An 18,297-nucleotide genomic window follows, 5' to 3' on the forward strand; every position below is an offset into this window, starting at 1 on the left:
GTCAAGGATTCAGAACCTCACTCCAGCACCCCTTATCGCTTTTTGGCGAGGGGTGCCGGAGGGAAACAGAAAAATGCCAGCTCAATCAAATGGAGTAATTAAAATTAATAACTTCATTTTTTATTTAATATCATTGCGATTTATGTTTACAGTAGGCAAGTTTTTTAACTAACAATTAAGCAATAACTAGCATATTTGATATGTAGCATTCTTACAAAGATGGGAATTAATTAAATAAAATCCAAAGTCACGTCTAAAGGCTGACCGATTTAAAGGAAAAAAGTATGAATTCGGATGATTTCAATGAGCTAATCGGTATCTTTGTAACTGAAACTCAAGAATTCCTGCAATCCCTAGAAGCCAATCTTTTATTGATAGAAAGCAGCAGTGAAGTTGAAGCGCGATCGCAAGCCGTTCAAAACCTATTTCGAGCTGCCCACTCGATAAAAGGTTCGGCTTTGATGTTTGGTTTTGAAACCTTATCAACAGCGGCTCATTGCCTGGAGGATAGCTTTGCAATTCTACGCGATCGCGCTGATTTATCCCAAATCAATCCAACGACGATTACCGCTTTGCTCCAAGGGGTCGATCTCCTGAGAACCATTGCCAACCAAGTCTGTCAGCCGGAAGGTAAGGATAATGGAGTAACAATGCAGGCAACCTCTGTAGCTGAAGTGGAAGCGATCGCCCAAATTCTAGCCCAGCTAGAAAATCAGTATACTAAGCCCGCTGTTTCCAGTAATGGCTCTAGCCTTAACAATCGGGCAAACCTGCAAACTATTAAAAGGATTTTTGAACAAGATTTACTTCCGGTTTTTAACCATTTGGAGACGGAACTTTCTCAAGTTAAATCAGAAACTTTAGAGCAAACAATAGCGACGCTTAACCAAGTTTATTACCAACTTTCAGGGGTAGCCGGGATGCTGCAACTGGCAGAATTTGGGCAAATTGTTGAGTATTTGAGAACTTTGATTGATACCCCCCATCTGAGTGTAGAATTCCTCCAAAAACAGGGATGGGAAATTGCCCAAAACTTGCAATCTGCCCGCACTCAGCTATTGCAGGGAGAAGCCATTACTATACAGCCTTTGAATGGGACTGAGCTAAAAGGACTGAGGACTGAGGAACCAATACTCTCCACTCCAGAATCACCAGTTGATGATTCCTCGACACCCTTCAGTAATAGAACTGAGGTGACAGGACTCAGGACTGAGGAACCAGCCATCTCCACTCCAGAATTACCAGTTGAGGATTCCTCGACACCAGCCTCAGCCCTCAGTCCTCAGTCCTCACTCAGTCCTCAGTCCTCAGCCCTCAGTCCTCACTCAGTCCTCAGTCCTCTCTCCTCAGCCCTCTCTCCTCAGCCCTCAGCCCTCTCTCCTCAGCCCTCACCCAGCCCTCAATCCTCGCCTGTTTCTTCCCCGACAGGTTGGCAACGCCCGACGATTCGCGTAGATCTAGAACGCTTAAGCGAATTAGTGAATTTGGTGGGCGAATTAGTGATTAACCGGACAAATTTGGAACTACAAGAAACTCAACTACGCACTGAAGCGAAGCGCATTCGGAAGAGTATTGTAGCTTTAAATCAATTTGGAACGCAGCTCCGAGAAGAATATGACCGCCTTAGCACTGAAAATAGCAAAAGCGATCGCGTAAAAACCACAACTGCTTCTACTAAATCTTTGCCTTCGACTTTCGACTTATTGGAATTAGATCAATATACAGAATTTCACTCTACCGCTCAATCTGTGATTGAAACGACTGAAGCGATCGCGCTATCGGGAACGAAGATTGACGAAATCGCGGTGAAATTTGAACGCAGCACCGATCAACTCCGGCGGATCACCGACCAGTTGCGATCGCGCGTCATGCAACTGCGAGTCGTCCCCTTCAGTCGGGCGGTCGATCACCTCCCTCGCGCTTTGCGAGATTTGTGTCGCCTCCACAACAAAGAAGTTAATCTCCTCCTCCTGGGACGAGACACCACCATTGATGAAAGCCTGCTAGACGCCCTGCGCGACCCCCTAGTGCATCTGGTGCGAAATGCCTTCGATCACGGCATCGAAACGCCCCAAGCCCGCCTCGCCCTGGGGAAACCCCCCAGCGGTCAAATCGAAATTGAAGCCTTTCACCAAGGCGGACAAACCATCATCACCATTACCGATGATGGACGGGGAATTGACCCGGAAGCCATCCGCGCCAAAGTCGTAGCAGGCGGCTTTGTGGCAGCCGAACAAGCAGACGAACTATCAATTGCCGACCTCTACGAATTCCTCTTCTGGCCTGGTTTCAGCACCACCAGAGAGGTCACGGAACTCTCTGGTCGAGGGGTGGGGCTGGATGTGGTTCGCACCAATCTGCGGCAGGTACGGGGGACTGTCAAAGTAGATTCACGACCGGGCAAAGGCACTAGCTTTATCCTGAAGCTACCACTCATGCTATCGATCAGCGATGCCTTAATGGTTAAGGCAGATCGCAATACGGTAGCAATCCCTTTAGACGCCGTAGAGGAGATTCTCCACATTCAAGGGCATCAGATTCAAATGGCTGGGACGCAGACCATGTTGTGGTGGCGAGAAGAATTCATCCGCTTGGTGCGTTTGCAAGAATTACTCCACTATAGTGTCCCCCATCCCGACGGCCCCTCTCCCGACCCAATTGCCCAAGACTATATCCCGGTAATGGTTTTAGCTTCCAGTGAAGGTGTTCTCGCTGTAGTCGTGGAACGTCTCATCGGTCAACAAGAAGTCGTGGTAAAAGCCCTTCCGCTTCCCCTCTCAAAGCCTCGCGGGATCGTTGGTTGCACGATTATGGGAGATGGTCAGGTCGTGACGATTTTAGATGTGGACGATCTCATCGGGCAATTTTATACTCAAAGCGGCACCACAATTTCAGTTGATAATAAATCAGATTTAGGGACACGACATAGCACGCCACTCCTTGCCCCGACAGGAAGTTCTCAACCCCAAATTTTGGTTGTCGATGACTCCTACACGATCCGACAGTTACTCTCCCTGACGCTAATTCGCGCCCGTTACCGAGTCGCGCAAGCCAAAGATGGTCAAGACGCTTTATCTAAATTAGAGGAAGGCTTAAATTGCGATTTAATCATTGCCGATATAGAAATGCCCCGGATGGACGGATTTGAACTGTTGCGAAATCTGAAATCTCAACCTCAATTTGCCTCAATTCCCGTTGCCATGTTGACTTCCCGGAGTGGGTTCAAACATCGCCAGATGGCATTAGAGTTAGGAGCGATTCAATACTTTACTAAACCCTACAACGAGGTTCAGTTATTAGAAGCGATCGCTAAATTAATTAAACATTAAAGAACTTATGAATCGCCGATTCCGGACTAAAGCCCTCGTCTCAACTCGGATTGCCAAGCGGAAACTGGTTTCGTTTCAGATGGGAAACGAACAGTACGCGATCGCAATTGGCCGAGTTCAGCGCGTTCTCAAAGCATTTACACCCCATGCTGCCCTAACCAATGATCGCCGGTTAATGGAATACGAACAGGAAGCAATCGCGCTTATCGATCTATCGGCGCTATTTCTAAAATCCCACGAAACAGACTACCACTATCTAATTGTTTGCACCATCAAGCAAAAAGAAAAATTAGGCATTCCCGTCTCTGAAATGCCTAAAATATTAGAAGTATCAGAAGAAAAATTTGAGAAAATTCCAGCTTTTTATCAACCCGAAGATTTACCCGTCGCTATTGAACAAATTATCCACGCACCTGAGGGTGGTCTCGTATTCTATCTCAATTTAGATCGCCTATAAGTAGGCAGAATTAAGTAGTTTTAGATGGATAAGCGATAGCGTAAACTATGCAGACATTAGGTTTTCTCGCCTTTTAAATTACTGTCTAAATAGCAATCCTAATTCATTTATTAAGTCTTGGATCTCTGCGCTTACTTTTCCCTGACGCTCTATATAGCGCTAACGTGCATGGCTGATGAAAATCAAGTTCCTGGCTAATCGCAAAATTCAGGTTTATCCAACTCAAATTTAATTTTCCCAGTCCGTTAAAACGGGCTTGAGCGATTAGCCAGGAACTTAAGTTCCTGGCGGGATAAAAGCGTAGCGAGACTAACTTACAGCCCAGACATTACTTCTCTCGCTGCTGCCAAAGTGCGGTCAATATCTTCATCTGTGTGCGCCAGAGAAGTAAATCCAGCCTCAAACTGAGAAGGTGCCAGATACACACCCCGCTCTAACATTCCGCGATGGAAGCGGCTAAACTTGTTCGAGTCAGACTTTTTAGCATCTTCGTAGTTATGGACTGGCCCTTGAGTGAAGAACAAGCCAAACATCGCGCTGATGCTACCGCCGCAAGCCGCATGACCTGTTTCCTTAGCAATTTGCAGCAAGCCATCACTGAGCTTCTTTGTCATCTTGTCTAACTGCTCGTAGCTGCCTGGTTTTCGCAGCAATTCCAGCGTTTTGATTCCGGCAGTCATCGCCAGAGGATTCCCCGAAAGCGTCCCGGCTTGATACACTGGCCCGGCTGGAGCAATCATCGACATAATATCGCGGCGTCCACCGTAAGCACCCACCGGCAAGCCACCGCCGATTACTTTACCCAGCGTTGTCAAGTCAGGGGTAATCCCAAATCTCTCCTGTGCCCCACCGTAGGCAATCCGGAAGCCGGTCATGACTTCGTCAAATACGAGTAACGCGCCATTTTCTTGCGTAATCATTCGCAAGCCTTCCAGGAAACCCGCGTCCGGCGTAATAAAGCCAGCATTGCCCACCACTGGCTCTAGAATCACCCCAGCAATCTGATCGGGGTTTGCGTCAAATAAAGCTTTGACGGCTTCCAGGTCATTGTAGGGGGCAGTGAGCGTGTTGCTGGTTGTCGTCTTGGGAACGCCTGGAGAATCCGGCAAGCCGAGGGTAGCGACGCCGGAGCCAGCTTTCACCAGGAACATATCGGCGTGACCGTGATAGCAGCCTTCAAATTTAATTAACTTGTCGCGTCCGGTGAAAGCTCGCATCAGGCGCAGAACTGCCATGCACGCCTCGGTTCCGGAGTTGACAAAGCGCACCATTTCAATGCTGGGTACGGCGTCAATCACCATCTCTGCCAGCACATTTTCCAACACGGAGGGGGCACCAAAGCTGGTGCCTTTTTCCAGGGCTTCGTGCAAGGCACTAATCACTTCTGGATGGGCATGACCGCAAATCGCGGGTCCCCAGGTGCCAACGTAGTCGATATATTGGTTGCCATCGACATCCCAGATATAGGCACCTTTGACGTGGTCAAAGACGATGGGTTGTCCTCCCACCGATTTAAACGCCCGGACTGGTGAACTGACACCTCCTGGCATCAAATGTTGAGCAGCGGCGAATATTTCTTCTGACTTGGTGGTTTTCAAATTTGTAGAAGTAATCAATGTTATCTCCTCGTTTTGATGATAAAATCTCTGCCTCAAGATAGGCGGAAGCTGCGATCGCAGAGATTACGCTGTTCAATTATCCTACTGAGGGTAATGCCAATCATGTCCTACCAAACGAATCAGAATTTACCTGTGAGTGTTTGCTCTTGTTTCTGGAAGGCAGCCTAGGAGTTCCGATCGGGTAGCATTCAACTTGGTAGTTCGATTCAGCGATTCAGTTCGACGGTTCAATGGTAGCTTCGATGGTAGACAGAGGACTTCAAGGCTCACAAGGTTCTCATTTACGCTGTCAGAAGTCAATCAGCCAGCCTGGTTAGCCAGCTTAAATAGCATCTTTGGCAAATGCCTGGAACTGCTTCTTGCAACCTCTTATTCACTTTAGCGAACAACCCGGAAGAATATCTGAGGCATCTAGAACGGGTGCTGAGCAGTTGGTGGTGAGGAGTGATATCTTGTACAAGTGAGTCATTTGTACTGAAAATGCCAGCTGCTGAACCCTCTGCTTTAAGCCAATCCATCCCTGTCGATCGAATCCGCTACAACGAGCAGGGACTGGTGCCAGCGATCGCGCAAGATTATCTGGATGGTACGGTCTTGATGATGGCTTGGATGAATCGGGAGTCGTTACAGAAAACGCTGGAAACGGGACAAGCTTGGTATTGGAGCCGTTCTCGTGGGGAGTTGTGGCATAAAGGGGCGACTTCGGGGCATTTACAAAATGTGCGAAGTCTCCGTTATGACTGCGATAGCGATGCGCTGCTGGTTACTGTGGAACAGGTGGGAGAAATTGCCTGTCACACCGGAGAACGCAGCTGTTTTCATCAAGTAGATGGGGAAAAAGCGCCGCCTCCCGCAGATACCTTGTCGGATTTGTTTGCGACGATTTGCGATCGCCGCGACAACCCCAGCGAAAGTTCTTACACCAGCAAGCTATTTGCCGGTGGAGATAACAAGATTTTGAAAAAAGTTGGCGAAGAGTCTGCGGAAGTGGTGATGGCTTGCAAGGATGACGACAAGGACGCGATCGCGGGTGAGGTGGCTGATTTGTTCTATCACACCCTGGTTGCTTTAGCTCACCATCGCGTCGATGTCAGAGACGTTTATCGCAAGTTGCAAGAAAGACGGCGATAAAGCATTTTAAACGCTCTCGGTACCCAGAGTCTTGGCGTTACTTTACGTTACCCTCTGCGTTCTTTGCGTTTAAAATCTGGTTGAGGTATTGCAAAATGGCAATAGTGATGGCTACGCTGAATGCGAAGCCTAGCCACAAACCATGCGCTACCACTGGCGGTTGATCTAATGCCCAGCCACCCACTGTAGGGCCAATGAAATAGCCGATTGCCCAACAAAGAGAATTGATTGAAAAATAGACGCCACGCTGAGATTCGGGGGCTAAGACTGTAATGAGAGAAGATGCTGAGGGAGTGTAGGAGACGAGGGCGATCGCAAACACTCCCATTGCTAAAATTGCCCACACTAACTGACTTGATGCCGCGACTCCTGTAAACCAAATTAAGCTAAATCCTAATCCCCAAAATAGGGCGGAAATGCACAAGGCGTAGGGATGGCTCAAGCGTTTAAATATTCTGACAACTGGCAGCTGTAAGAGAATGGCTAAGACAAGGTGCCAGGTAAATAAAGCACTAATGGTTGTGGGGGAAAATCCTTTTCCAGATTCTTCTATACGCAAGAAATTGCTGAAGTACAGGGGCATTGTACTTTGGGTTTGCGAGATATAGGTGGTGAAGATGATGTTCACTAAGCAAAAAATCAACAGACTGCGATCGCGCAGTGCCGTTGCCCAACTGCTAAATGCTTGTTGTTGGCGTTCTCCTGGTTTGTAAGTTTCTGCGATCGCTGCATAGACGACCCCAAAGAACACCACAAATGAAATCGCATCAAGCACAAATAGCTCTCGATAAGCCCCCGTCGTGCCAATTAATACACCTCCCAATACAATTCCGATGCCCATCCCCAAATTGTCTGCGAGTCGCGTTAGGGCATAAGCTTCATTGCGCTGCTCTCCCTGTGTCAAATCTGCTACTACAGCTTCTGTGGCAGGCCAATATAAACCGATGCCCATGCCCATGAGCAAGTTACCAACCACGAAAATGTGAAAATTGTTGCTAATCGCCAAGACTAGGGAAGCAACTGCCGAAACCGCTGCTGAGAGTAACAGGGTGCGTCTGCGTCCCCAAAACTGCGAATCTGCAAACGAACCGCCCAAAATACGCCCAACTACGCCAGAAATGGAGGCGCTGCCTAAGCCAATCCCGACTTGCGTAGCGGAGAGTCCCACTTGATTGACAAAAAAAATCGGGGCGTAAAACAAAGTAAACCCAGTGCCAATCCCGGATAAGAATCGACCAGCGGCAAGAATCCAAACTTGGGAATTTAGCTGAGGCAACCAGGACGTGGCTTTGCGGAAAAATGTCATGGGGGAGAGGAATTAGAGGGATTTCTGAAGGCAATTCTGCGGGTGAACGGACTTGTCGCGTATCCACTTCAATACAGAATTGCTTGAATTGAGCAGAATCGGTTTTTCTCAGGTGATAAAGAAAGATAGTGAAAGCAAAAACGCGATCGCGCGATTCCTCTCAAGCTTTCGGTTCAAGCTTTCGGTGCGATCGCTCATAGCTCTAACCTCAGATAGAGACCACCCTAGCTTCTTATCGTTACATTTAGTTACATAAGCTAAACATTGCTTAACAAACGTAGCGATAAACCCGGAGTTCCCACCATGCAAGAGACACAGAAAGTAACCACTCCCGTCATGGACGATCGTAACGCTTGGAGATACGGCTTCACTCCTCAAGCAGAAATTTGGAACGGGCGTCTAGCGATGATTGGCTTTTTAGCCGCTGCGCTGATTGAAATCTTCTCAGGTCAAGGCTTCCTGCACTTCTGGGGTCTGATCTAGAATTAATTCCCTCCCATTCTCGTCATCATGTCACCTCAAGTAATCCGCCTGGGAGTTATCAAAACGCTCCCAGGTTTTTTTATCTTCAATTGTCGCTAAGGAGTGATGGGAAGCGATCGCTCTCTATCCCCCTAATGAACTCCCATATAGGAAAATAATCCAGTAGCCAAATCCCAAGCAATGAGCAACGTGAAGCCATTTCTCTTCTTGACCGATTTAGACAATACCTTAGTAGGCGATGACGAGGCTCTAGAAGAACTCAAGCGCCACCTGAGCCAGCATCGGCAACAATACGGGACAAAGATTGTTTATGTAACAGGTCGTTCCCCCGTCCTCTACCAAGAACTGAAGACCGAACAGGAGCTATTAGAACCCGATGTCCTCGTTCTTTCTGTCGGGACGGAAATTTACCGAGATGGCAGCGATACACCAGATCCAGCTTGGGTAGAGCAACTTTCTCACAACTGGGATCGCGATTTGATCGTCGCCACAACCGCTCATTTTTCTGACCTCGTTCCCCAACCGCCATCCGAACAACGCCCTTTTAAAGTTAGCTACTTCCTCGCCGAAGAAGCCGCCGTTGAAGTTCTCCCTCAGCTAGAAGATTTGTTGGAAGAACGCAAGCTAGATGTCAAGTTGGTCTATAGCAGTGGCAAAGACTTGGACATCCTACCTCGCGGTGGCAATAAAGGAACTGCAACCACGTTTCTGCGACAGCAATTTCAGATGCCTCCCGAACAAACCGTTGTTTGTGGTGATTCTGGCAACGATGTAGCTTTCTTTCAGTCCGGTGAGGAACGGGGAATCATTGTCGGGAATGCCCAGCCAGAACTACTAAAGTGGCATTACGCCAATCCTTCGATTAATCGCTATTTAGCAAAAGCGGATTGCGCTGGAGGTATTCTAGAAGGTCTGAAGCATTTCGGCTTTTTAGAATGAACTTATCCTACATCCTCAACATCTTTGCATGATCGGCTATCTCAAAGGGACGGTAGCTGGCATCCAGAAAAGCACCGCCAATCGCGTCATCCTGATTCTGGAAGTTAATCAGATTGGGTACGAACTGCATATCCCGCCGCGCCTGGAGGCTGAGCTACCGGCGGCGGGAGAAATGGTGCAAGTTTTTACACACCAACAAGTTCGAGAAGATCAAGTCCTCCTATATGGCTTTAGCTCCGCTGCGGAGCGGGATTTATTTCGCGCCCTCGTCAGCGTCAGCGGGATTGGTGCCAGAGGCGCGATCGCCCTCTTAGACACCTTAGGGCTATCAGATTTAGTTCAAGCAATCGTTACAGGCAACACTCGCACCTTAGCGAAAACTCCTGGCATTGGTAGCAAAACCGCCGAACGTCTGGCGCTGGAACTGAAAACTAAACTGGCAGAATGGCGTCACTCGGCAGGGGTGACTAGCACGACTACTGGCCCTTCCGCCGCGATTTTAGAAGATGTGGAGATGACGCTACTGGCTTTGGGATATAGCAATAGTGAAGTATCGCAGGCGATCGCAGTTGTCAGACAAGATGCCCTGTTAGCGAAAAGCACGAATGCAGAAGATTGGATTCGAGGTGCGATCGCTTGGTTGAGTCATTGACCTCCTCCCAGCACTCTCGTTGGAGTCCCGATTTAACTCAGGTTTCTAAATTCACAATCGAAATTCCTACCTGTAAGGAATCGGCACTTCAACTTAAACAGATCAGAGCCAACCTTTAATTTCTACATCAGTGAGCGATCGCTCTAACTTGACATATTCACTTTTGGTCGCTTGTAGAATATGTTTCATCATCACCGGCTCTCCGGCATTGGCTGCTAGAAAAGCGGCATTCAAGGAAATATTGCGGATATTTCCTCCCGCTACATTCAGCTTTGCTAGCTTGCTCATATCTAGCCCTTCAGTCGGGGTCTTTTTGGGGAAGATACGCTGCCAAATTTCCGCCCGTTGGCTGGCATCGGGGAAGGGAAACTGCACAATAAATCGGATGCGGCGTAGGAAAGCTTGGTCTAATGAACCTTTCAAGTTAGTCGTCAAAATCGCCAAACCCTGATAAGCTTCCATGCGCTGTAGCAAATAGCTAACTTCGACATTAGCGTGGCGGTCGTGGCTATCTTTCACCTCAGTGCGTTTCCCAAATAAAGCGTCAGCTTCATCGAATAGCAAAATAGCACCGCCTGCTTCAGCAGTATCAAATATCCGCCGCAAGTTCTTTTCGGTTTCTCCAATATATTTACTAACGACTGCACTCAAGTCGATGCGATACAGGTCTAACCGCAATTCCTTCGCCAGTACATCTGCTGCCATTGTTTTACCTGTACCGGAAGCGCCTGCAAATAAGGCGCTGATACCTAAACCCCGATTGCTCTTACCAGCAAATCCCCAGACTTCGTAAACTTTAGCGCGTTGCCGAAGATGAGCGGAGATATCACGCAGAATCTGGCGTTGTGCTTCTGGCAGCACCAAGTCGTCCCAAGTAGAAGTTGAATCAATGCGTTGAGCTAAATCATCTAAGCGTGGACGTGCTTGGACGCGACAGAAATCCCATAACTGATTTTGAATTGGAGAATCTACTTCAATTTCTAATTTTTCACTTTTAATTTTTAATTGTTCGCAGGCAGATTGAATGGCGGGACTGCTGAGATTGAATTGAGAGACTAGCTCCTCTACGTGTCCGTTTAGTTCAGCAGCGACTGAGCCTAGATTAGTTTTCCAGATAGCAAGTTGTTCGCTGCGGGTAAGTTTGGGAACGTCGAAGGCAATGAGGGGGCGTTGTGGTGAATGCAGCCGTTCTTCTGTAGTAATCATTAGTGGGGTGGTGGTGTCTTGAATGAGCTGCAAAATTGAGGTTGCTCGGACTGAATCGCCTGCATTGAAGCGATCGCAATCTAGCAACAGAACACTACCTGTCAAGGCGACTTCGCGTTCCCAGCGTCGGAGTAGCTGAATCAGGTCGTCGGGATCGGTTGGTAAGCGATGGGCGGATATGAGTTTTAAGGGATGCCCCATAAGGGCGCAGGCAGCGACAGCGATTGCCCATTTGTCGCCTACGTCTAAACCACACAGTTGCGGGATAGAGAAAGTAGAAGAATTTCCCGCTTCAGACAAGATAGCTGCTAGCCTGTCTGCTAACTGCTGGTGGGACGGTTGTAGGGGTGTATTGCAATACGCTTCTACAGGCAAGGGCTGAATTAGACTCATCAGGCGATCGTCCTGATACGGTTCGCCAAAGAGATAGTGCAGCACGCTCTCATCAATCTGCAAAGAACAGAAGGTAATGACTTGACCTGTACCGACTTGCAGTAATTGCCAGTGACGCAGAGGTGCTTGGGGGGTAAAAGCACTCCAATGACTTTGGGGAAACACTTCCAAAGCTAAACCAAAGGTCGGATAAGCCATTTCCCGATTTCCTTGAGCGTTAGCGCACAGGGCTGAGAAATTAGGAAAAATTGCCATACCGAGGCACAACAGCATAATATTGCGCTCGAAGGGAGACAGGTTGAAGGTAGTGCAGAGTTGCTCTAATGCTGGGGGGGTTGACATAGAGGCAGCGATCGCATCTAAATTCAATTGCTCGTCCGCAACTGCTTCAACGGCTCGATTCTGCTGGCGATCGATGTACTGCTCTAATTTCCGATGCACTCCCGCTACTGCGGTCATCAGATAGTGGGAATTGCTTTTATACCAGCGGTCGGTGGTTGTGATATTCATTAGTTTTCTGACTTCAAACCGCCATGAGGAAATTACGGATTTATCCTCTAGAACTAAACGCCTTCAAATTTCTCTGGATTGATGAATATATTTAGTGGCAAATTCAAATCGTAAAGTTAAGTATTTAAGCTTAAAAAATTATTAATTTATTTTGTAGCAAATTCGGTTATTCTAAGCCCCTTTTCATGACAGCCCGCGTAGGCAAGCTTTGTTTGTGTGGTTCCGCTCGTTTTCATAACAGCCTGCGTAGGCAGGCTTTGTTTGTATAGCGCGACTTTAGTCGTTTGGCTAAAGTTTCGGGATAAAGGAAAAAGGCTTTTAGAACCAGCTTGGCTATCAAAGCACAACAGCAAATTTACGATTTTTATTTTTTCATACTTCTCAGTAATTCTCCGGGAAAGATGGAAAGAAACTGTAACTATTAGGTCTCTAATGCTCGATGTATCCCTGCCACTGCGGTCATCAGATAGTGAGGGTTGGCTTTGTGCCAGTTAGAAGTGGCTGCTATATCCATTGATTTTTCCACCTTTACCCGAAATCGCCTAATTTACAGATTTTATCTATCTAGAGGAGTATCTATTTTATTAAAATTTATTCCCATGCGTCCTTGACGATTTAAGCAAAGATATGATCTAAAGGCTTAAAAATTTCCCACGCTGGCACGAGAGGCTCAATATGACCTACAAAAGAGTGCAAAAATCTTCCTCTTGGACTCCGCAAACCCAGGCGAAAGCCTCTCGCTTTGCCCCACCTCCAATGACCGTGCAGGCAAAACAACCTGTTGACGAGCATCAGTCAGAGTCGCAAATGCCCAGCTACACGCCCCTGCCAGCAGACTACGTTCATCCTCTGATGAGAAGTTTGAATTCGGCTGAGCCAATGCAGGAGCGGGCAGAAGCACTACAATCTGAGTCTGAGTCCACTGTTGAAGACAATATCCAGATGTCAGCCGAGGCGGAGGCTATCCAGCGCCAGCAAGAGTTGGAAGACGAAGGCGAGGAAAAACTGTCGGTTCAGGCGAAGCTTACGATAGGGCAGCCAGGAGATAAATACGAGCAGGAAGCTGACCAGATGGCAGCGCAGGTAGTGCAGCAGATAAATGCGCCCTCTCCTCAGTCGTCAGGTCAGAGTAACCCAGTCCAGCGGCAAGAGATGCCTCCTGAGGAAGACGAACTTCAGATGAAGCCAATGGTGCAGCGTCTGCAAGCCAGCGGAGGAACGGTTACGCAAGATGTGGAAGCCTCAATTCAAGGGGCGCGGGGTAGCGGACAGCCACTGGCAGATAGCATCCGTGTACCGATGGAAGGGGCGTTTGGGGCTGATTTTAGTAGCGTTAAAGTCCACACCGATTCTCAATCTGACCAGCTCAACCAATCAATTCAGGCGAAAGCTTTTACCACAGGACAAGATATCTTCTTTCGTCAGGGAGCTTACGAACCTGGAAATCGGGAGGGACAAGAGTTAATTGCCCACGAGTTAACTCATGTGGTACAGCAGAGTGGCGGTACGCTATCCGGAGCAGTACAAGGTAGGTTAATTCAGCGCACGCCGGATGACCTTTGGAACGCGGTGAATAGCGAGCAGGACGTTGACACTATTAGTCAGGAAAAAGCCAAACAAATATTAAAGAATGATTTCTACTCAAACTGGTTTCTTGTGAGAGATTACTTGGTAGAGGGTAAATGGAAAGGCAAGGAGCAAGCAGAGATTGAGAGAAAGCAGCCTTGGTTCAAAAAGCTAATGCGAGAGAGTTTCATCAAACTGCGCCAGAAGGAAACTGACGAGCTTCTGACATATATACGAGATAATGAACTCACAACTGGTGAATTCAAGAACTTAGGAGAGGACGATCGACTGAAGTGGGGTAGCGCAGGCAGCCAAACACTAACTTCAGACATTGATGTCAATCTCAAAGGTGCAGGCTCAATCGCAGCCGTCACGCTGTTCAATCAACTGTTCAAGACAAAACTTCAATGGCCTAATGAACCTGGCACAGTCTTTGATGTCAACGTCTATGCTCAAGACTTCATGGAAAAGAAGCCATTCACGCTTGATAAGAACGAAAACGAGAATACCGCAAAAATTATTCCGCAACAGGAAGTCGAGCTAAAAGGTGATGTCTTTACTAAGTTTGCTGCCGATCAAGATATGTGGTCGATCTTAAAGATGCGAATCCACATGACCCAAGGAGAATGGGAACAATATCAAACCTCTATTGTAGGAGATACCTTAAAGCCATACGACGAAGGCGCTCAGTACCAAGAAGGGATGGACATAGAAACATACCATAAGCAACAGAAACTCCGCACACGATTTGCAGAAGCTGAAGGTTACTACAACGAGTATCAGTGTTTACTTCAGGAGAAGATTCTCCAAATAAACACCAGCACTGATGAGGTTTATGTCACCCTGCGGAAGAATCTCGAAGCTGGTAAACAGTATCTCTCCAAGCATCAAGCTGCTGATACGAAGAAGATGGCAGCAGCTAACCTAATTTACCAGGAACAACTGGATGAAGTTGCAGCAATTCGTCTGTATTTGCAAGACCTTAAAAATTCTAGCAAAAGCAAAAATACTATAGGTCTTCAGAAAGAAATTGATCAATACTCCGTACGTCTTAAAACAGCACTCTCACACTCGATTGTTTATGCCAATGAAGCCTATTTTACTCAGGGTGCAGTTCACTTCTCCGTAATTGGTCAGCAGATTGGCAACAGCATTAAAAAAGATAAAAAATTTGATAAGGTCGAACTTCAATTATCTGACGAAGAATATCTCCACTCCTTCCGAGAACAAGTAGGAGACACGCTTAAGGTATTGCACGAGTACAGTGAAGCAGAAATTTGGAAAGCTGCATATAAAGCTGGTAAATATATAGACCGTATGCTCAAATCTGCTGCTCCTTTAGTAGGTTCGTCTCAAGTGGCACGGTTTAATGATTTGTCAGAGGTAGGTAGCATCGCGATCGCGCTCAAGGATGAAGGCGCAAATAGTGAAACGCAACAGAGTAGGCTCAATCCGGTTGCTGGAGTAATGGCAGATAGCGTATCCGGTTTCCGCAATCTGATCCTTCAGTTTGGGGTAGATGTTGAAAAAACCTATCAAAATAACCAGGAAGCGAAAAAAGCAGCCGAGAAGAGTAAAGTCGAGGAACAACCTAATCTTGATGAAATTCAACGACCAAAAGCAGATAGCAATAATTCTGTAGGGGCGGAAATGCAACAAAATATTGAACAAGCAGAAGACAAATTTGCTGGTTTGGTCGAACTAGCTCGTCAGATGTGGGGGATTTAATGGCTAGTCTTTTCACTGCAATTGTCTTGCGCGATGTGCCGAAGTTGTCTGCTCAGATTGACTTATTTAAATATCCGCTTAAAGGAGGTTTTCGGGGGTTTTCTTTGGTTCCGCCTGGAGTTCATTATGTAAGCGTTCAGGCTGAGGCAACACATCCAGGATTTTGGTGCTATCTGCATCCAGATGAGGTAGTTGTTAAAGTTTTTGACTATACTTTACAACAGTTTGTGGATGACAATTCCGAATCTGTCGCTACCTATCAACAATTAGCCATCAACGGTTCTATGGGAACAGCACTCTTTCCTTATCCCCAAGAACAGTGGGAAAAGTGGAGGAAATTGACCCAATATATTAATTCCAGCGATTTTCCGCCGCAACTTCATCAAGAGATAGTTAGCGAACCACCAGTCAATCTGCCAATAGCAGAATTATCTGATTGGATGGAAAAACATCACAAGTCTCGCTTTGAACTAGCTCTATTTGATACCCATAAAGGTGATAAAGAAGCGTTTTTGGGAGAACTTCAGTTTTCTTTTGTGCGCTGGTTGGTTACTTCTGAAAATGATGGGGATGCAGAAGCTTTTAACCGCTGGCAGCACTTACTTTTATCCATCTATAATGCAGGTGAAAGAATAATCTCTCAAAATTCTAATTGTTTTGTGGCTGTAATCGATACCCTGATAGCACAGTTTGAATGCTTGCCCGATAGTATGTTTGAACCAAATAGCTTTGTTAACCACGATGCTAGTTATCTGGTTGAAGATATGCTGGATACGGATATCGAGGAATTGGGGGCGAAAGGTCGAGAATTTGCTGCTTATTTGGAAAAACGGAGGACGAATGGGTAGCATGGCATTCTATCAAGAGATAGCCAGCACCAAGGCGATCGCAAACTCGGCAGATTAATTAGATAGACGAACTTTATGCCTCAATGAGCGAAATTTCCTCAGAACTGCTTTAGGATGCGATCGCGCTAACGAAAACACAAATACAGGAAATGCGATCGCGTTTCTAAAATAAGTCTGCGTAAAATGGTACAACCTCGCCTTACTGCTCCTCTAGTCGTAGCGAGATGGGTTGGGTAAACTCTAAACATAATATAGAAAACTAGAGTTTCCATTTTCTTCTGCCATGAAACCTGTCTGGAATTCCCTGGCTTTTGCGCTTGTGCTATTGTCCGCTTCCCCCACAGCAGTGCTAGCGGAACCGACATCGCCTCCTACGGTGATTGTGACTCCAGTTCCCAAGAAAACTGAAACCCCAACGCCTCAACCAGAGGATACCAACACGCAAAAGGATTCACCTCCGGCGGTAATCGTTACTCCAGTTCCGACAACGCCAAAGACGGAAGAAACCAGCACCCCCGAAGTCAAACCCTCTGCTGAGGAAACAAAACCAGAACCCAGTCCGGAAGCAAGTGAAAAGCCGGAAACAAAACCAGAATCCGATACAGACGAAAAAGCTGAGGAGGAGAAACTAACTCCAGAAGAAATTGCTCAGCAAGAGAAAATAATTGAAGCGGATAAGCTTTATCTGGGGGGACAATTTGCTGCGGCTGAAAAGCTTTACCGGGAGGCAAAAGTTCCTTTTGCTAATGCAACCGAGAAAACTGAGCGAAAAGAAGCCATTACTGACGCGGATAAGTTAGCACCAGCGGGGAGAGTTTATTGGCGCGAGGCTCAAGCGGGTATACAACAAAAACTGGAAAGCAAAATTTTTGTGCCGCTGCAATTTTTAGTAGAGCAGTATCCTGAATTTATTCCCGGTCCGGTAGAGTATGCAAAAGCGCTGCGGGATTACAATCAGGTAGAAAAATCTTTACAAGTTTTGGAACGGGCAAGCACTCTTTATCCCGCCGAACCGATGTTGCTCAAAGCAAAAATTGCAGCATACGGTCAAAATAAAAAATGGTTGGAAGCTTCGCTGTCAGCACGTCAATTTGCGTTGCTTAACCCGAATCATCCAGAAGCGGCGGAGTTTGCAACGCTAGCGGAAGAGAATCTAAAACGTTATCAATCGCATTTACGCGCCGAATTGAGAGGAAATGCGATCGCTAATGTAATTACGGGTGCTTTAAGCTATGCCTTCACTGGCAGTTTGTTCGGCCCTCTGACTGCCGTTGAAAGCGCCGCACTGATGCTGCGGGGAGAATCTGCGATTGGTCGATCGGTGGCAAAACAAGCCAAACGCGAACTGCCACTGGTTGAAGATGAAGAGGTGTTGAATTACGTTCGGGAGATAGGAAATAAATTAGCAACGGTAGCGGGACGCCAGGATTTTGAGTATGAATTTTTTGTGGTTCTAGATGACGATCTCAATGCTTTTGCGCTACCAGGAGGCAAGGTTTTTGTCAATGCGGGTGCGATCGCGCGCACCCATTCGGAGGCAGAATTAGCTGGTTTATTAGCCCATGAATTATCTCATGCCGTCCTATCTCATGGGTTTCAATTAGTCACACAGGGAAATCTTACGGCTAGTGTGACCGGATTTATTCCTTATGCTGGAAATACCGTCACCAATCTGATTGTTTTTGACTACAGCCGCGACATGGAACGTCAGGCGGATATTCTCGGAACTCGTATTCTCAGTGCTACCGGCTATGCGGCGGATGGGATGCGGAATCTGATGGTGACGCTAAGCAAGCAAGATCGCGATCGCCCGATCTTCAGTTGGCTTTCCACGCACCCGATCACCGATGAGCGGACTCGGTATTTAGAAAGTTTAATTCAGAGTAACGGCTACAACCGCTATGCCTATGAAGGAGTAGCGCGACACAACGAAATTAAGGCAAAAGTGAAGAAAATTCTCGACGAGGCAAAGAAGAAGGAAAAAGAACGCAAACGAAAGCGCGATCGCAATTAGCAATTCAGCGAGTGGACACGATCAACCTAAACATCTGATGTAGCTTAGATTCAGGAACGAAACCCAACATTGACAACGCTTTGATGGGGTACTATCCCTAGAAGGATAAAGCCTTA

Annotated in this window: 12 protein-coding genes; 9 read left to right on the plus strand and 3 right to left on the minus strand. The window is 47.1% G+C overall.

Features of this window, described 5'->3' with window-relative positions; genetic code table 11:
• Positions 1-284: 284 nt before the first annotated feature.
• Both H6F52_RS14995 and H6F52_RS15000 read left to right on the plus strand, forming a co-directional pair.
• Positions 285-3,329, plus strand: coding sequence for a hybrid sensor histidine kinase/response regulator (locus H6F52_RS14995; protein ID WP_190535826.1), 3,045 nt, complete (start codon positions 285-287; stop codon positions 3,327-3,329).
• A 7-nt stretch (positions 3,330-3,336) separates the two neighbouring features.
• A complete protein-coding gene (locus H6F52_RS15000; protein ID WP_190535828.1) occupies positions 3,337-3,786 on the plus strand; it encodes a chemotaxis protein CheW in 450 nt (149 codons plus the stop codon).
• A 314-nt stretch (positions 3,787-4,100) separates the two neighbouring features.
• Here the strand turns inward: H6F52_RS15000 and hemL are convergent, their stop codons facing one another.
• Positions 4,101-5,399, minus strand: a complete 1,299-nt coding sequence (gene hemL, locus H6F52_RS15005) for a glutamate-1-semialdehyde 2,1-aminomutase (RefSeq protein ID WP_190415898.1) — start codon at positions 5,397-5,399, stop codon at positions 4,101-4,103.
• Between the two features lie 486 nt (positions 5,400-5,885).
• Here hemL and hisIE point away from each other — a divergent pair, with 486 nt between their 5' ends.
• On the plus strand, positions 5,886-6,536 hold the full coding sequence (gene hisIE / locus H6F52_RS15010; RefSeq protein WP_190535830.1) for a bifunctional phosphoribosyl-AMP cyclohydrolase/phosphoribosyl-ATP diphosphatase HisIE: 651 nt from the start codon (positions 5,886-5,888) through the stop codon (positions 6,534-6,536).
• Between the two features lie 37 nt (positions 6,537-6,573).
• Here hisIE and H6F52_RS15015 read toward each other — a convergent pair whose 3' ends face one another.
• Positions 6,574-7,842: an MFS transporter gene (locus H6F52_RS15015; RefSeq protein ID WP_190535832.1), complete on the minus strand. Its 1,269-nt coding sequence runs from the start codon at positions 7,840-7,842 to the stop codon at positions 6,574-6,576.
• A 303-nt stretch (positions 7,843-8,145) separates the two neighbouring features.
• On the opposite strand from H6F52_RS15015, the gene H6F52_RS15020 reads away from it, so the two are divergent.
• The 3 genes from H6F52_RS15020 (at position 8,146) to ruvA (ending at position 9,916) form a co-directional block, all read left to right on the plus strand.
• A complete protein-coding gene (locus H6F52_RS15020) occupies positions 8,146-8,325 on the plus strand; it encodes a chlorophyll a/b-binding protein (RefSeq protein ID WP_190415851.1) in 180 nt (59 codons plus the stop codon).
• A 189-nt stretch (positions 8,326-8,514) separates the two neighbouring features.
• Positions 8,515-9,264 carry a sucrose-phosphate phosphatase gene (locus H6F52_RS15025; protein ID WP_190415900.1) on the plus strand — a complete coding sequence of 250 codons (750 nt, stop codon included), beginning with the start codon at positions 8,515-8,517 and terminating at the stop codon, positions 9,262-9,264.
• Positions 9,265-9,292: 28 nt separating this feature from the next.
• Entirely contained in the window at positions 9,293-9,916 is a 624-nt protein-coding gene (gene ruvA / locus H6F52_RS15030) for a Holliday junction branch migration protein RuvA (RefSeq protein ID WP_190535834.1), read from the plus strand.
• Positions 9,917-10,018: 102 nt separating this feature from the next.
• On the opposite strand, the gene H6F52_RS15035 is transcribed toward ruvA, so the two are convergent.
• Positions 10,019-12,025 carry an AAA family ATPase gene (locus tag H6F52_RS15035; protein ID WP_190535836.1) on the minus strand — a complete coding sequence of 669 codons (2,007 nt, stop codon included), beginning with the start codon at positions 12,023-12,025 and terminating at the stop codon, positions 10,019-10,021.
• Positions 12,026-12,700: 675 nt separating this feature from the next.
• Here H6F52_RS15035 and H6F52_RS15040 point away from each other — a divergent pair.
• The 3 genes from H6F52_RS15040 to H6F52_RS15050 all read left to right on the plus strand — a co-directional run bounded on the left by H6F52_RS15040 (position 12,701) and on the right by H6F52_RS15050 (position 18,181).
• Positions 12,701-15,319: a DUF4157 domain-containing protein gene (locus H6F52_RS15040; RefSeq protein ID WP_199300567.1), complete on the plus strand. Its 2,619-nt coding sequence runs from the start codon at positions 12,701-12,703 to the stop codon at positions 15,317-15,319.
• Positions 15,319-16,167 (plus strand): AAR2 pre-mRNA splicing protein, encoded by an 849-nt coding sequence (locus H6F52_RS15045; protein WP_190535839.1) that lies wholly within the window; start codon positions 15,319-15,321, stop codon positions 16,165-16,167. The genes H6F52_RS15040 and H6F52_RS15045 overlap by 1 nt, the downstream gene beginning before the upstream one ends.
• Positions 16,168-16,450: 283 nt before the next feature.
• Entirely contained in the window at positions 16,451-18,181 is a 1,731-nt protein-coding gene (locus tag H6F52_RS15050; RefSeq protein ID WP_190535841.1) for a M48 family metallopeptidase, read from the plus strand.
• Positions 18,182-18,297: the final 116 nt, after the last annotated feature.

Source organism: Coleofasciculus sp. FACHB-542, assembly GCF_014695825.1.
GTDB lineage: Bacteria > Cyanobacteriota > Cyanobacteriia > Cyanobacteriales > FACHB-T130 > FACHB-T130.

What these genes read in the sequence shown, in the direction of transcription:
- H6F52_RS14995 (WP_190535826.1), top strand. Translation starts at nt 285, where the DNA reads ATGAATTCGGATGATTTCAATGAGCTAATCGGTATCTTTGTAACTGAA.
- H6F52_RS15000 (WP_190535828.1), top strand. Translation starts at nt 3,337, where the DNA reads ATGAATCGCCGATTCCGGACTAAAGCCCTCGTCTCAACTCGGATTGCC.
- hisIE (WP_190535830.1), top strand. Translation starts at nt 5,886, where the DNA reads ATGCCAGCTGCTGAACCCTCTGCTTTAAGCCAATCCATCCCTGTCGAT.
- H6F52_RS15015 (WP_190535832.1), bottom strand. Translation starts at nt 7,842, where the DNA reads ATGACATTTTTCCGCAAAGCCACGTCCTGGTTGCCTCAGCTAAATTCC.
- H6F52_RS15020 (WP_190415851.1), top strand. Translation starts at nt 8,146, where the DNA reads ATGCAAGAGACACAGAAAGTAACCACTCCCGTCATGGACGATCGTAAC.
- ruvA (WP_190535834.1), top strand. Translation starts at nt 9,293, where the DNA reads ATGATCGGCTATCTCAAAGGGACGGTAGCTGGCATCCAGAAAAGCACC.
- H6F52_RS15035 (WP_190535836.1), bottom strand. Translation starts at nt 12,025, where the DNA reads ATGAATATCACAACCACCGACCGCTGGTATAAAAGCAATTCCCACTAT.
- H6F52_RS15040 (WP_199300567.1), top strand. Translation starts at nt 12,701, where the DNA reads ATGACCTACAAAAGAGTGCAAAAATCTTCCTCTTGGACTCCGCAAACC.
- H6F52_RS15045 (WP_190535839.1), top strand. Translation starts at nt 15,319, where the DNA reads ATGGCTAGTCTTTTCACTGCAATTGTCTTGCGCGATGTGCCGAAGTTG.
- H6F52_RS15050 (WP_190535841.1), top strand. Translation starts at nt 16,451, where the DNA reads ATGAAACCTGTCTGGAATTCCCTGGCTTTTGCGCTTGTGCTATTGTCC.